Raw genomic sequence first — 13581 nt, 5'->3', positions numbered from 1 at the left:
CGTGAGGAGAGTTCCGCCATGCCCATCGCCGCCCGTCAGGGCGACCTGACCGTGCACGGCGGCGCCGTCGGCGCGCCGCTCAACCCGCTGACGGCGGCCCGGTTGCTCACGGTGCTGATCGAGGGCAAACCCGCCGCGACGATCAACTGCGCGCACGTGTGCGCCGTGGTGCCGCACAACGCGGTGCCCAACCTCGTCATGGTGACGCCCGCCATCGTGCGCCGGGGCGTGCTCATCGGCGGTCTGCCCGCCGCGGCCGTCCTGGACGAGACCTCGTGCAAGGCGAAGGTCTCGCCGCGGCCGGGCACCGTGCTGATCGGGGGCCCGCTGTGAGCGCGGACTTCGTCGGCCGCGGCTGGGGCTTCCCGCTGCGGACCGGCCCCACCGGCGGCATCGGCATGGTCGACCGCGACCAGGAGGTCCAGGAGGCCATCCGGTTGATCCTGGGCACCGCGCCGGGTGAGCGCCCGATGCGGCCGGAGTTCGGCTGCGGCATCCACGACCTGGTGTTCGCCACCGCCGACGGCGCGACCGCCGGGCACGTCACCCGCGAGGTGCGCGCGGCGCTGGAGCGCTGGGAGCCGCGCATCGACGTGGCCGACGTGGTGGTCGCGTTCGACTCGGTCGACGTCGGCACGCTCTACATCGACGTTCGCTACACCGTGAAGTCCACCAACGACCAGCGCAACCTGGTCTTCCCGTTCTACACGATCCCGTCCGAGGAAGGGGAGGCCGACTGATGGCGATCCCAGCGCCCAGCCTGGACGACCGCCGCTTCCAGCAGCTCGTGGACGAGGCCAAGCGCTACGTCCAGCAGAGCTGTCCGGAGTGGACGGACCACAACGTGTCCGACCCCGGCGTCACCCTGATCGAGACCTTCGCGCACATGGTCGACCAGCTGGTGTACCGGCTGAACCGGGTGCCGGAGAAGAACTACCTGGCCTTCCTGGACCTGCTCGGCGTGCGGCTGTTCCCGCCCACGGCGGCCCGCGCGCGGGTGACGTTCTGGTTGTCCGCGCCGCAGTCGGAGGCGGTGGTGCTGCCCGCGGGCACCGAGGTCGCGACGATGAGCTCCGAGTCCGTCGAGGCGACGGTGTTCGCCACCACCGGCGAGCTGCCGATCGTGCCGTGCGACCTGGCGCGACTGGTCACCCGGTCGGCGTCGGGCGAGCACGCCGACCGGACCCGCGACCTGGAGGCGGGCCAGGACGTGCCGTGCTTCCAGGGGACGCCCGAGCCCGGCGACGCCACCCTGTTCGGGCTGACCGCCGCCGTGCCGGACTGCGTGGTCGTGCTGCGCCTGGAGAGCCGCGTCGAGGGCATCGGCGTCGACCCCCGGCAGCCGCCGCTGGTGTGGGAGGCGTGGGACGGCGCGGGCTGGGCGGCCTGCGAGGTGGACGAGGACGGCACCGGCGGCCTCAACCGGCCGGGCGAGGTCGTGCTGCACGTGCCCGGCGGCCACACCACGTCGGTGGTCGCCGGGCAGCGCGCCGGCTGGCTGCGCTGCCGGGTCACCGAGCCGGCGCCCGGCCAGCCGTTCTACTCGGAGTCGCCGACGGTCCGCGAGGCGGAGGCGTACACCATCGGCGGCGCCACCACCGCCGAGCACGCCGAGACCGAGGTCGACGTGCCGCTCGGCGAGTCGGCGGGCGTGCCCGGCCAGCGGTTCCGGGTGCCCAGGGCACCGGTGCTGCTGGACGGCGGCCCGGTGGTCGTCCAGGTCGCCGCGGGGGAGGGCTGGGAGGACTGGTCGGTGGTCGAGGACTTCGGCGTCTCCGGACCGGACGACCGGCACGTGGTGCTCGACGCGTCGGTCGGCGAGTTCCTGTTCCCGCCCGCCGTGCGCGAGGCGGACGGCACGCTGCGCCGCTACGGCGCGGTGCCGCCCAAGGGCGCGGTGCTGCGGGTGGCCCGCTACCGCACCGGCGGCGGCCGGTCGGGCAACGTCGCGCGCGGCGCGATCTCGGTGCTGCGCAGCTCGGTGCCCTACGTCTCGGCGGTGGAGAACCGGGAGGCCGCGATCGGCGGGGTGGACGCGGAGACGGTGGCCGAGGCGAAGCTGCGGGCGCCCAACCAGCTGCGGGTGCAGGACCGAGCGGTCACCGCGGAGGACCACGAGCTGATCGCCCGGCAGGCCGTGCCGTCGCTGGCGCGGGTGCGCTGCCTGCCGGTGCCGGGAGAGGTGGGCGCGGCGCGGGTGCTCGTGGTGCCGGACGCGGTGGCCGACGAGGGCGACCGGTTGCGGTTCGAGCAGCTGCTGCCCTCCGACGAGGTGCTGGCCGCGGTCGCCCGCCGGTTGGGCGAACGACGCCTGCTCGGCACGCGGCTGGTCGTGGAACCGCCGCGCTACCAGGGCATCACGGTGGTGGCCCGGCTCACCGCGGCCGACGTCAACCAGGTCCGGGAGAACGCGCTGGCCGCGCTGTACCGGTACCTCAACCCGCTGCGCGGCGGACCGGGCGGCGCGGGGTGGGGCTTCGGCAGGCCGGTGCAGTTCGGCGAGGTGTTCTCGGTGCTCCAGGCGGTGCCGGGGGTGCTGCTGGTCGACGAGATCCGGATGTTCCCGGCGAACCCGATCACCGGGGCGCGCGGCGCGCCGGTGGACCGGTTGGACGTCGCCGCGAACGCGCTGGTCTTCTCCCACCAGCACCAGGTCTCGGTCGGTGCGCCGTGAGCCGGGCGGCGCTGCCGGAACTGCCGAGCAGCCACCCGCTCGGGGACATGCTGCCCGCGCTGTACGCGGTGGACGACTTCGCGCAGCGGTTCACCTCGGGCCTGGACGCCGTGCTGTCGGCGATCCTGTCCACTTTGGACAACCTGCCCGCCTACCTCGACCCGGCGCTGGCGCCGGAGGACTTCCTGGCGTGGCTGTCGTCCTGGGTGGCGGCCGACCTGGACCCGGCGTGGCCGGAACCGCTGCGGCGTGCCCTGGTGAGACGGGCCGTGGAGCTGCACCGCAGGCGTGGCACGGGACGGGGCTTGGTCGAGCGGCTGGAGCTGTCGCTGGGCGTGGGCGCGGACGTGGCGGACGGTCCGGGGGTCCGGTGGTCGGGCACGCCCGACGCGCCGCTGCCCGGTCCGGCGGCCGAGGTGGTCGTGGTGCGGGTGTGGCCGGGGACGTCGGGACCGGTGGACCGGGACCGGGTCGTGGCGCTGGTGGGGTCGGTGTGCCCGGTGCACGTCCGGTGCGAGGTCGAGGTGCTGGCGGGGCCGCCCGAGGGGCGGGGGTGACGGCCGTGGCGCGCTCGTGCCCGCAGTGCGGCGCATCGGTCCAGGACGGCGACGAGTTCTGCGGCAACTGCGGCGCCTACCTGGGCTGGTCCGCCGAAGCCGCCGGGGGAGCAGACCCCGACAAGCCCGACACCCCTACCGCCGCTGCTCCCGCAACCATCGACCGTCCGCCACCCGGACGCGCCCGGACGACCGCCAACCCGGAGACAGCGGACAGCGGCCTTGCGTCGAAACCTGGACGCGCCCGCGCGACCGGCGGGCCAGAGGCGGCACACAGCGGTCGCCCGTCGGAGCCCGCGCGCGCTCGCACGACCGCCGGGTCGGAGGCGGCGGTCGGCAGCGGTCCGTCGGACGTGGTGCTGGGGCCCGTGCTGCCGGGGCGGCCGGAGGTCAAGCGGCCGTTGCCGACCGCCGGCGGCGGGGTGGAGGTGGACGGGCCGCCCTGCCCGGCGTGCGGCACCGCCAACCCGCCGGGCCGCCGGTTCTGCCGCCGGTGCGCCACCCCGCTCGAAGGCGGGACCGAGGTCGCCGCCACCCGCCGCCGACGTCCGCGCCGCCACGGCGACACGTCCCGGTGGCTGCGCCGACTGGCCGCGCTGGCCGTGGTCGCCGCGCTGGTGGTCGCCGGCATCCTGTTCCACCCCAAGGCGGTCGAGCTGTTCGAGGACCTGCGTGACCGGCTGGCCAAGCCCGCGCCGATCGCGCCCGCCCGCACCACCGCCACCGCCGAAGTCCCCGACCACCCGGCCGCGGCGGCCGTGGACGGGTTGTCCAACCGGTACTGGGGCGCGCCCGCCGTGGGCGACGCCGTCGAGTTCGCCTTCGACCAGCCGTTCCGGCTGCTGTCGGTGGTCGTGCACACCGGCGCCTCGGCGCAGCCCGAGCAGTTCCGCGAGCAGGCCCGGCCCACGGCCGTCGACCTGGTCGTGACCGCATCCGGCGGCGTCACCCGCACCACCACGGTCGCGCTGAACGACCAGCCGGGCCCGCAGCGCACCGACACCGGCACCAGCGACGTCGTGTCGGTGCGCCTGGTGGTCAAGGCCGCCGCCGGGCTGGGCGCGGGCAGGCACGTGGCGCTCGGCGAGGTCGAGTTCTTCCGCCGCCCCTAGGCCGGAGCAGCGGGTTCGCACAGGGAGAGGGAGGAGTACCCGTGGACATCGCAGTGGTCACCGGCTCGGCCGGGCTCGTGGGCGGCGAGGCGGTGCGCGGCTTCGCACCGCGGTTCGACCTGGTCGTCGGCATCGACAACGGGATGCGGCAGGAGTTCTTCGGGCCGGCCGCCTCGGTGGCCCGCGGCCTGGCCGAGGCCCGCCGCGTCCCGAACTACCGGCACCACCGGGTGGACGTGCGCGACCAGGAGGCCGTGGACGAGGTCTTCCGGACGTGGGGTTCGGACGTCCGGCTGGTGGTGCACGCGGCCGGGCAGCCGAGCCGCGCCTGGTCCGCCGAGCGTCCCCTGGTCGACTTCGGGGTCAACGCCGTCGGCGCGGTCACCGTGCTGGACTCGGTGCGGCGGCACAGCGGCGAGGCGGTGTTCGCCCTGGTGTCCACCGCCAAGGTCTACGGCGGCGTGCCGGACGCGCTGCCGCTGGTGGAGACCGCGACCCGGTGGGAGCTGGACCCGTCCCACCCGTTCCACGAGCACGGCGTGGACGAGTCCATCCGGCTGGACCGGGCCGACCGCTCCTTCCTCGGCGTGTCGAAGCTGGCCGCCGACCTCGCCGCCCAGGAGTACGGCCGCCAGTCGGGCATGAAGGTCGGCGTGTTCCGCTGCGGCGCCGTCACCGGGGCCGGGCAGGCGGGCGTGCGCGAGCACGGCTTCGTGTCGCACCTGGTGCGCAGCGCCGTGCGCGGGTCGCCGTACCCGGTCGTCGGCCACGGCGGCAAGCAGGTGCGCGACGTCCTGGACGCCCGCGACCTGGTGGACGCCCTGTGGCAGTTCTACCTGGACCCGCGGCCCGGCGAGGTCTACCACCTGGGCGGCGGGCGCGAGCGCGCCGCCTCGGTGCTGGAGCTGATCGCCCGCTACGAGCACCTGACGGGCGCGGAGGTGTCGTTCGACTACTCGGCGCGGCCCCGGTTCGCCGACCCGCGGTGGTGGATCAGCGACACCCGGAAGTTCCGGCGCGACTACCCGCGCTGGTCGCCCGTGCACGGCCTGGACGACGTGCTGTCCGCGCTGCACCGGCGCTGGAGCGGGGCGGACGAGGTGGTGCAGGCGTGACCCCTTCACGCCGTCCGGGCCCGTGAAGAACTCCTGTAGACGCGCTGGAGAGCGCGTGAAGGCGCGCCGCGCAGACTCGGTGACGGGGAACCGGATCTGTGGGAGGCAGCGGTGGAACGAGTTCGGGTCGTGGTCCAGGCGGCGGATCACCTGAGCATGGCCGGCCTGACCAGCTACCTCGGCGCACGGGCCGAGGTCGTGCTGCTGGACTGGGACCAGCGGGCGCGGGCCGACGTGGTGGTGGCCGCCGTCGACCGGATCGGCCCCGAGGTGCTGACCGGCCTGCGGCGGGTGGCCGCCGACGTCGGCTCGCCGGTGGTGCTGGTCCTCGACGAGGTCGGCGACAAGGACGTGCTGGCGGCCGTCGAGTGCCGGGTGGTGGCGATCCTGCCCCGCGCGGCGGCGACCGGCGAGCGGGTGCTGCGCAGCGTCCTGGCCGCCGCGTCCGGCGGCGGGGTCATGCCGCCCGCCATGGTGGCGGAACTGCTCAAGCACGTGGAACGGCTCCAGCGCGAGCTGGTGGCGCCGGACGTGAGCGTGCCCAAGCTGACGCCGCGCGAAGCCGACGTGCTGCGGTTGATGGCCGAGGGCCTGGACACCGCCGAGATCGCCGGCAGGTTGTGCTACTCCGAGCGCACGATCAAGAACGTCTTCTACGGGTTGACCACCAGGCTCAACCTGCGCAACCGGCCGCACGCGGTCGCCTACGCCCTGCGGAAGGGGATGATCTGAGGTGGACGAGACCCTGGTGGCCCAGCGGGAACGCGCCCGGCTGCGGCAGGTGGTCGACCTGGTGCGACGGGGGTTGCGGGCGACGACCGGCGCGCGGGGCGCCCGGCCGGAACCGGGCTGGGTGATGTCGTCCGACGGGGTCATCGGCGCCCCGTCGGCGGCGGACGAGTAGCGCGCGTGGCGCCGGGCGGCCCGGTCGGCGCTCAGCCGACGCGGGCGGTGGCCCGGCGGACGTCCCACGCCGCGCCCAGGTCGCGGTAGAGGCCGACCGCCTCGCGCAGCGCGATCCCGGCCTCCGGTCCGCGCCCGCCCCGGGCGAGCAGGACGGCGCGGTCCTCCAGCGTCTGCGCCAACTCGAACACCCGGCCCACCGAGCGGTAGTGCGCGGCGACCTCCGTGAGCCCGTCCGGGTCCTCCTCCAGCACGCAGCGGCAGCGCCGCGCGGCGGCGGCGGCCCTGGCCTCGGTCGACTCCACGGCCGCCTCGGCCTCGCAGGCTTCGACGGCGGCGCGGGCGGTCGCCCGGTCGTCGCAGTCCAGCGCCACCCGGACCAGGTCGGGCAGCCACTGGTGCCGCAGCATCATCTCGGAGTACCGGGTGTCGAGGATTCCGCCCAGCAGCTCGATCGCCTCGGCGTGGTCGCCGTTCCGGTACGCCGCGGCGGCCTGCGCGGCGACCAGGAAGTCGCAGTTCTCCCGGTTCGCCGCGGTCACCAGGGGCAGCGTCAGGCCCTCGTGCAGGTGCCGCCTGAGCGCGAGCTCGTCGTCCCGGTGCGCGGCGATCAGCGCGGCGACGCCGTGCAGCAGCATCAGCCCGCCCTCGCGCAGGCCGAACCCGGTGATGCCGGAGTCGTCGCCCAGCACCGCGTCGAGCCGGCCGACCGCCTCGTCCCACCCGCCGAGCCAGAACCGGTGGACGGCCGCGCCGACCTGGAGCGCCGCCACGGGCGCGCCGTGCCCGGCCGCGTCGAACGCCTGCCGCATCGTGCCGGTCGCCTCGTCCAGCCGGTCCAGGCACTGCAGCGTGAACACCCGGTTGTCCAGCAGCACCAGCTTCAGGTCGGTGAGGCTGAAGTCGGTGCCCACCACGTCCAGCGCCCGGTCGAGGTAGGCGAGCGCGCTCACGTAGTCCCGCCGCGCCGCGTCGACCTGCCAGAGCACTTCCAGGGACTGGCCGATGGCGAACGGGTCGGCCGCGCGCTCGCCGACCGCGATGGACTCGCGCGCGCTCGCCGCCGCCGCGTCGAGGTCGTCCAACCCGGCGCGCTGCACCAGCGCCAGCAGCGACAGCAGCCGGGCCCGCCACGCGCCCGGCAGCACCGGGTCGGCCAGCGTCTCCCGCAGCGACGCCAGCGCCTGCTCCGGCCGTGACGCGCGGAACGGCACGTAGGCGCTCGTCCACCGGACCTCCGCGATCCGGTCCGGGTCGCGCAGGCCCGGCAGGGCGCGCCGGGCCTGGTGCTCCGCCTCGGCGTCCCGGCCGATCCGGAACAGCACGCTGCTCAGGTGCGCCCGCAGCGTCGCGGCGTGCTCGTCGGGCACGGCCGTGGACCGCAGCGCCCGCTGCAGCAGTTCGACCGCGACCAGCGGCGCCTCGTAGACCAGCGCGGGCGCCCGCGCCAGCAGCCAGTCCACCACCCACGCGCCGAAGTCCCCGGCCGCCGCCAGCAGCTGCTCGGCCACGTGGTCGACCGGCGCCCCGGCGCGGGCGAGCGCCTGCGCGGCCTGCTGGTGCAGGGCGTTGCGCAGCGCCGCGGGCGTCCGCTCGTACAGCGCCTGCCGCAGCACCGGGTGCCGGAACGCGATGCGCGTCCCGGCGTCGCGCAGCACACCCGCCGCGGCGGCCTCCTCGAACGGCGTCATCAGCTCCGCCACCGGGCGGTCCAGCACGATCGCCAGGCCGTCCACCGAGAACTCGCCACCCAGCAGCGCCGCCCACCGCAGCACCTCGCGGGTGGGCGCGGAGACCAGGTCCAGCCGTCCGTCCACAGCGGACACCAGTGAGCCGGGCACCCGGTCGAAGGCGTGCTCGCCGACGTCGGCCACGTCGGCGCCGACCACCACCAGCCGCTCGCGCAGCAGGGCGTCCGCGACCTCGCGCACGTACAGCGGGTTGCCGCCCGCCCGCGCGGCGATCTCGCGCAGCGCCGGACCGGGCGGCGCGCCGACCAGCCGCCCGACGATGTCCGCCACGTCCGCGGCGCCCAGCGGCGCCAGGTCGAGCACCGAGCCGCCGCCGGACTCCACGACGCGGCGCAGCCGGGCCACCTCCGGCCGGTGCGGCACCGGGCGCGCCGCGCCCATCAGCAGGAGGGGCAGGCGCCGGGTCAGCGCGCCGAGCCTGCGCCACACCTCGGTGCTGCTCTCGTCGGCCCACTGGAGGTCGTCCAGCACCAGCACCAGGGGCGCGTCCTCGCACAGCCGCTCCACCAGGGCGACCAGCCGGTCCACCCCGCCCGCGACCGGGTCGCCGTTGCCGAAGATCGACCCGGCCGGCTGCCGCTCGCGCAACGCCCGCGCCACCGCAGCACGCCGCGGGTCGGTGGCGGTGGGGTCCACGTCCAGGGCGTCCAGGGCGAGCCGGAGAGGGAAGCGGCTGTCCAGCTCGTCGGCGACGGCGTGGGCGGTGGGGTGCCCGGCCAGGCCCGCCCGGGCCAGCGCGGCGGCCAGCAGCGCCGACTTGCCGATGCCCATCTCGCCCTCGACCCACAGCGCCCCGCCGCGCCCGGCGGACAGCTCGTCGACCGCCCGGGTGACCGCGGCCAGTTCGGCGTCGCGGCCCAGCAGGACCTGCTCGTCGGACGCCCCGACCGCCGCCGCGCGCGATGACGACGTGGGGTGGGCTGCAGGGTGGCGAGCCGCCAGGTGGCTCGCCTGGCGGTGGGCTGCCGGGTTGTGGCCTGCGGGGTTGTGGCCTGCTGAGCGGTGGTCTGCCTGGCGGTGGTCTGCCGGGTGATGACCTGCCGGGTTGTGGGCTGCTGAGTGGTGGCCTGCCGGGTAGTGGGCTGTCGAGTGGTGGGCTGTCGGGTCCAGCGCCGGGTCGTGGGCCGGGCTGTGCGTTGAGCTGTGCGTTGAGCTGCGGGCCGAGTCGTGGGCTGCCGGGTGGCCGGGGGAGGGGTGGCCCGCGGTGGTCGTCCGCTGTGGCGCGGGGTGGGGGTCGGCCGGCGTGCCGCCGAGCACCAGCCGGTGCGCGGCCCGCAGCCCCGGCCCCGGTTCCACGCCCAGCTCGGCGACCAGCACCCGGCGGGCGTCCCGGAACACCTCCAGCGCCTCCGCCCCGCGCCCGCTGCGGTGCAGGGCCAGCACCAGCAGCTCGCGCGCCCGTTCCCGCAGCGGTTCCTCGGTGACCAGCGCGCCGAGGTCCGCGATCACGTCCGCGTGCGTGCCGGTCGCCAGGGCCGCCTCGGCGCGCAGCTCCCGCGCCGTGGTCCGCTCCGCGGCCAGCTCCCGCCGCCGGGTCTGGGCGAACGGCCCGCTCAACCCCGCCAGCGCCTCACCCCGCCACAACCCCAGCGCCGCGTCGAGCGAGCCCAGCGCCGCGTCCGCGTCGCCCTCGGCCAACTGCCGCCGACCCCGTGCGCGCAACGCCCGGAACTCGGCCAGGTCCGAGTGCTCGGGGTCCCACCGCAGCCGGTAGCCCGACCCGACCGACTCCAGCACCTTCGGCGGCACCCCGCGCGCCCGGTCCGGCTCCAAAGCCTTGCGCAGCACCGAGACGTAGGTGTGCACGCTGCCCTCCGCGGTGGCCGGCGCGTCCTGCCCCCACACCCCGGTCACCAGGTCGTTCCGCCGCACCGCCGCGCCCGTGCGCAACGCCAGCATCGCGAACACCGCCTGGGGGCGCGCCGAACCCAGCCGCACCTCCCGGTCCCCGATCCACGCGCGCACCGGCCCCAGCACGGCCAACCGCAACGCCGACATCTGCCCCGCCTCCCCGAGAAGTCCCCTCAGGCCACGTGGCGCAACCGCGCCCCGGCCCGTCGCGCATCCCACTCCGCACCGAAACCCCGGTACACCACCACGGCCTCCCGCACCGCCGCACCGGCCGCGACCTGGTCGCCGCTCCCGGCCAGCAGCGCGGCGGCGTCCTCCAGCGCCTCGGCCAACTCCACCGGCCTGCCCGCTCCCCGGTACTCCGCCACCGCGTCGAGCACGAGGGCCGGGTCGCGCTCCACCAACCCGCGGCAGCGCGACGCCACCGCGCCCGCCCCGGCCTGCCCGGCCGCACGCGCCGCCAGGTCGGGATCGCCCGCCAGCAGCGCCAACCGCGTCACCAGCGGCAGCCACCGGAGGTTGGGCGTCACCCGGTCCGGCGCGAGCACCCCGGCCAACGCGGTGAGCGCGTCGTCCACCCGCCCGGCGCGTTCGGCCAGGAGGGCTTCGGCGGCGGCCCGGAAGTCGTCCGGCGGCTCCTCCCGGTGCTCCGCCGCGGCACGCAGGTGCCGCGCCGCCGCCTCCACCCGGTCCTGGCGGACCGCGACCAGCGCGGCGACGCCGTGCGCGGGAGGCGTCGGCCCGCGATCCCCCGGCCACGGGCTCGGCGTCGCCTCGCGGTGGCCGTCGACCAGGTCGAGCGCGTCCGCCCACCGACCCCGCCAGTAGTGCTGCGCGACGACGGCGGGGTGCGACCACGGCACGCGCAGCAGCTCGTCGGCCTCGTCCCAGCGGTCGAGGTGCTGCAGCGTGAGCACCTTGTCGCCCAGCAGGTCCGAGTGCACGTCCGGCGCGACGGCCGCCACCAGCGCCAGCTCGACCTGCCGCAACGCCTCGGCGTGGTCGCCGCGCGCGGTGGCCGCCCGCCACAGCCCGCGCCGGGCCTGCGCCACCGCGAAGTCGTCGCGCGCCTCCCGCCCCAGCCGCAGGGCCCGGCGCGCGGCGGACTCGCCCTCGTCGCCGGTCAGCACGGTCGCGGTCAGCGCCTCCAAGCGGGCTCGCCAGACGGGCGGCGTGGCGTGGTCGGCGGTCGCCGCCCGCAGCACCTCGGCGGCCTCCGCGCGGCGGCCCTCGCGGTGGTGCGAGGCGGCCAGGACCCAGCGCATCTCGGCGACCAGCTCGTGGTCGCGGGCGCGGGCCAGCGCGTAGCGGACGTCGGCCTCGGCCCGGCGGCCGAGCCGGAACACCAGGCGGGCCAGCCGGGCGGCGAGCCGTTCCCGGTCACCGGCGGGCAGGTCCGACTGCGCGATGGCCGACCGCAGCACCGCCACCGCCAGGTCAGGGTCCCGCGCCGCGACCGCCGCGGCGTTCGCGACCAGCCAGTCCACCACCCAGCGGTCGACCGCGGTCGGCGCGGCGGCCAGCTGCCGGGCGACCAGCTCGACCGCCGACCCGGCCGCGGCGAGGGCCTGGGCGGCCTGGCGGTGCAGCGCGGCCCGCACGGCGGCCGGTGTGCCGAGGTAGAGGGCCCGGTGGACCAGGTGGTGCCGGAAGGCGAACTCGGCGCCCGCCTCGACCAGCACGCCGGCGGCCGCGGCCTCCTCCACGGCGGCGACCAGCTCGGAGACCGGCCGCCCCGCCACGACCGCCGCGTCGCCGGGCGCGAACGCGCCGCCCAGCAGCGCGGCCCGGCGCAGCAGGTCCAGCGCGTCGGCCGACAGGAACGCCAGCCGCCTGGTCAGCGCCGTGACGAGCGACGGCGGCACGTCCTGGTCCGCGACCGCCGCGTCGGCGACCCCGGAGCGGAACTCGACGGTGTGCTCGCGCAGCAGCGCGTCGACCACCTCCCGGACGTAGAGCGGGTTGCCGCCCGCGCACCCGGCGAGCCGGTCCAGGCCCTGGCCGGGCGTCGCGCCCACCAGCTCGGTCACCAGGGCGGTGACCTCGTCGTCCGCCAGCGGTCCGAGGAGGACCAGGTCGCCCGCCTCCACGACGGCCCGCCGCACCCGCGCCACGTCCTCGCGGTGCGGCACCGGCCGCGCCACCGCGATCAGCAGCAGGGGCAGCCGGTGCGCCAGGCGCACCAGCCGGTGCCACAGCAGCACGCCGGCCTCGTCGGCCCACTGGAAGTCGTCGAGCGCCAGCACCAGCGGCGCTTCCGCGCACAGCTCGCAGACCAGGTCCACCAGGCGGTCGATGGCGGTGAGCACCGGGTCGCCGTCGCCCGCCGGCGCCAGCAGCTCCCGGGCGAGCCCGACGCGGCGCGGGTCGGGGGAGGCGACCGACACGCCGAGCGCGTCGAGCACCACGCGGAGCGGGAAGCGGCTGCCCAGCTCGTCGGCGGCGGCCCTGGCGACGCGGACGCCCGCGTCGGCCAGGCAGGCGGACAGCAGGGACGACTTGCCGATGCCCGGCTCGCCCTCCAGCCACACGGCCCCGCCGCGCCCACCGTCCACATCGGACAACGCGCGCCGCAGCAGGTCCAGCTCGCGGCGCCGGCCGACGAACGGCGCCGACGCCGGTCGCGGCGCCGACGCCCGGAGGTCGGTCGAGGTCGGCGGCGTCGCGGGCGGGCGGTGGCGCGCCTCGCCGCCCAGCACCCGGCGGTGCGCCTCGCGCAGGGCGGGACCGGGTTCGATGCCGAGCTGGTCCGCCAGCACGCGCCGGGCGTCGCGGAACACCTCCAGCGCCTCGGCCTGCCTGTTCCCCTGGTGCAGCGCGGACATCAGCAGCGCCCGCAGGCCCTCCCGCAGCGGGTGCTCGACCACCAGCCCGGACAGCTCGGCCACCACGTCGGCGTGCTCGCCCAGCCGCAGCACCAGTTCGGCGCGCCGCTCCACGGCGGCCAACCGCAGCTCGTGCAACCGCGACCGCTGGGACTCGGCGAACCGGCCGGGCACGGAGAACAGCGCCTCGCCCTCCCACAGCGCCAGCGCCGCGTCCAGCTCCGCCACCGCCCGCCGGGGGTCGTGCCGCGCCAGGTCCTCCGCCAGCTCGCGGTGCCGGTCGAAGCGGTGGACGTCCAGCGCCTCGCGGTCCAGCCGGAGCGCGTACCCGGCTCCCGACGAGGTGAGCACCACCCCGGCCGACCGCTTGGACCGCTCCGGCTCCAGCGCCCGGCGCAGCCCGGAGACGTAGGTGTAGAGGCTCGCGCCGGCGGTCGCGGGCGGCGCGTCGCCCCACACCCCGTCGACCAGCTCGTCCTTGGAGACCGCCTCGTTCGCGCGCATCGCGAGCAGGGCGAACACGGCGCGCCTGCGCGCGGCGCCGATGTCGACCTCCGCGCCGTGGCGCCACGCGCGAACCGGTCCGAGCAACCTGACCACCAGCGAAGCGGTCGTGCTCATCGACATCGGGACATCCCCCGTGTGGAAATAGGGGCCGAGTGGCACGCCCTTGTTGCCGGCGTACCCGCTCCGCTGCGCGTCGACTGGTACTCGGATCCTCCTCGTTCGCCACATTATCACGGCGATGTTCCCGGAAGATCGGCCGCGATCTTCGTCTCAATTGATGGTTTTC

10 protein-coding genes and 1 pseudogene are annotated in these 13581 nt (G+C 76.6%); 9 read left to right on the top strand and 2 right to left on the bottom strand.

The genetic code is table 11. From position 1 onward, the window contains the following. Positions 1–18: 18 nt before the first annotated feature. From AB0F89_RS32295 to AB0F89_RS32255, 9 genes and pseudogenes are all read left to right on the top strand, one after another. Complete coding sequence (locus AB0F89_RS32295; protein ID WP_367129443.1) at positions 19–333, top strand: PAAR domain-containing protein; 315 nt, start codon at positions 19–21, stop codon at positions 331–333. Continuing rightward, complete coding sequence (locus AB0F89_RS32290; protein ID WP_367129441.1) at positions 330–740, top strand: GPW/gp25 family protein; 411 nt, start codon at positions 330–332, stop codon at positions 738–740. Before AB0F89_RS32295 ends, AB0F89_RS32290 begins: the two co-directional genes overlap by 4 nt. Beyond that, positions 740–2674 (top strand): putative baseplate assembly protein, encoded by a 1935-nt coding sequence (locus tag AB0F89_RS32285; protein ID WP_367129439.1) that lies wholly within the window; start codon positions 740–742, stop codon positions 2672–2674. Before AB0F89_RS32290 ends, AB0F89_RS32285 begins: the two co-directional genes overlap by 1 nt. Next, positions 2671–3231, top strand: a complete 561-nt coding sequence (locus AB0F89_RS32280) for a phage tail protein (protein ID WP_367129437.1) — start codon at positions 2671–2673, stop codon at positions 3229–3231. The genes AB0F89_RS32285 and AB0F89_RS32280 overlap by 4 nt, the downstream gene beginning before the upstream one ends. After that, positions 3168–3305: pseudogene (locus tag AB0F89_RS32275) on the top strand (zinc-ribbon domain-containing protein); the annotation flags it as partial. The gene AB0F89_RS32280 and the pseudogene AB0F89_RS32275, both read left to right, overlap by 64 nt. Before the next feature lie 279 nt (positions 3306–3584). Next, positions 3585–4343, top strand: coding sequence for a zinc ribbon domain-containing protein (locus tag AB0F89_RS32270; protein ID WP_367139181.1), 759 nt, complete (start codon positions 3585–3587; stop codon positions 4341–4343). A gap of 41 nt (positions 4344–4384) precedes the next feature. Beyond that, positions 4385–5458: an NAD-dependent epimerase/dehydratase family protein gene (locus AB0F89_RS32265; RefSeq protein WP_367129436.1), complete on the top strand. Its 1074-nt coding sequence runs from the start codon at positions 4385–4387 to the stop codon at positions 5456–5458. A 156-nt stretch (positions 5459–5614) separates the two neighbouring features. Continuing rightward, positions 5615–6190, top strand: a complete 576-nt coding sequence (locus tag AB0F89_RS32260; RefSeq protein WP_367139081.1) for a response regulator transcription factor — start codon at positions 5615–5617, stop codon at positions 6188–6190. A 1-nt stretch (position 6191) separates the two neighbouring features. Further along, positions 6192–6362 (top strand): hypothetical protein, encoded by a 171-nt coding sequence (locus AB0F89_RS32255; protein ID WP_367129434.1) that lies wholly within the window; start codon positions 6192–6194, stop codon positions 6360–6362. A gap of 31 nt (positions 6363–6393) precedes the next feature. On the opposite strand, the gene AB0F89_RS32250 is transcribed toward AB0F89_RS32255, so the two are convergent. Beyond that, positions 6394–10110: a BTAD domain-containing putative transcriptional regulator gene (locus AB0F89_RS32250; RefSeq protein ID WP_367129432.1), complete on the bottom strand. Its 3717-nt coding sequence runs from the start codon at positions 10108–10110 to the stop codon at positions 6394–6396. A gap of 26 nt (positions 10111–10136) precedes the next feature. After that, positions 10137–13409, bottom strand: coding sequence for a BTAD domain-containing putative transcriptional regulator (locus tag AB0F89_RS32245; RefSeq protein ID WP_367129430.1), 3273 nt, complete (start codon positions 13407–13409; stop codon positions 10137–10139). Positions 13410–13581: the final 172 nt, after the last annotated feature.

The organism is Saccharothrix sp. HUAS TT1, assembly GCF_040744945.1.
Taxonomy (GTDB): domain Bacteria; phylum Actinomycetota; class Actinomycetes; order Mycobacteriales; family Pseudonocardiaceae; genus Actinosynnema.
The sequence above is the reverse complement of the archived record's forward strand: the minus strand, read 5'-3'. Positions and strand labels throughout refer to the sequence as shown.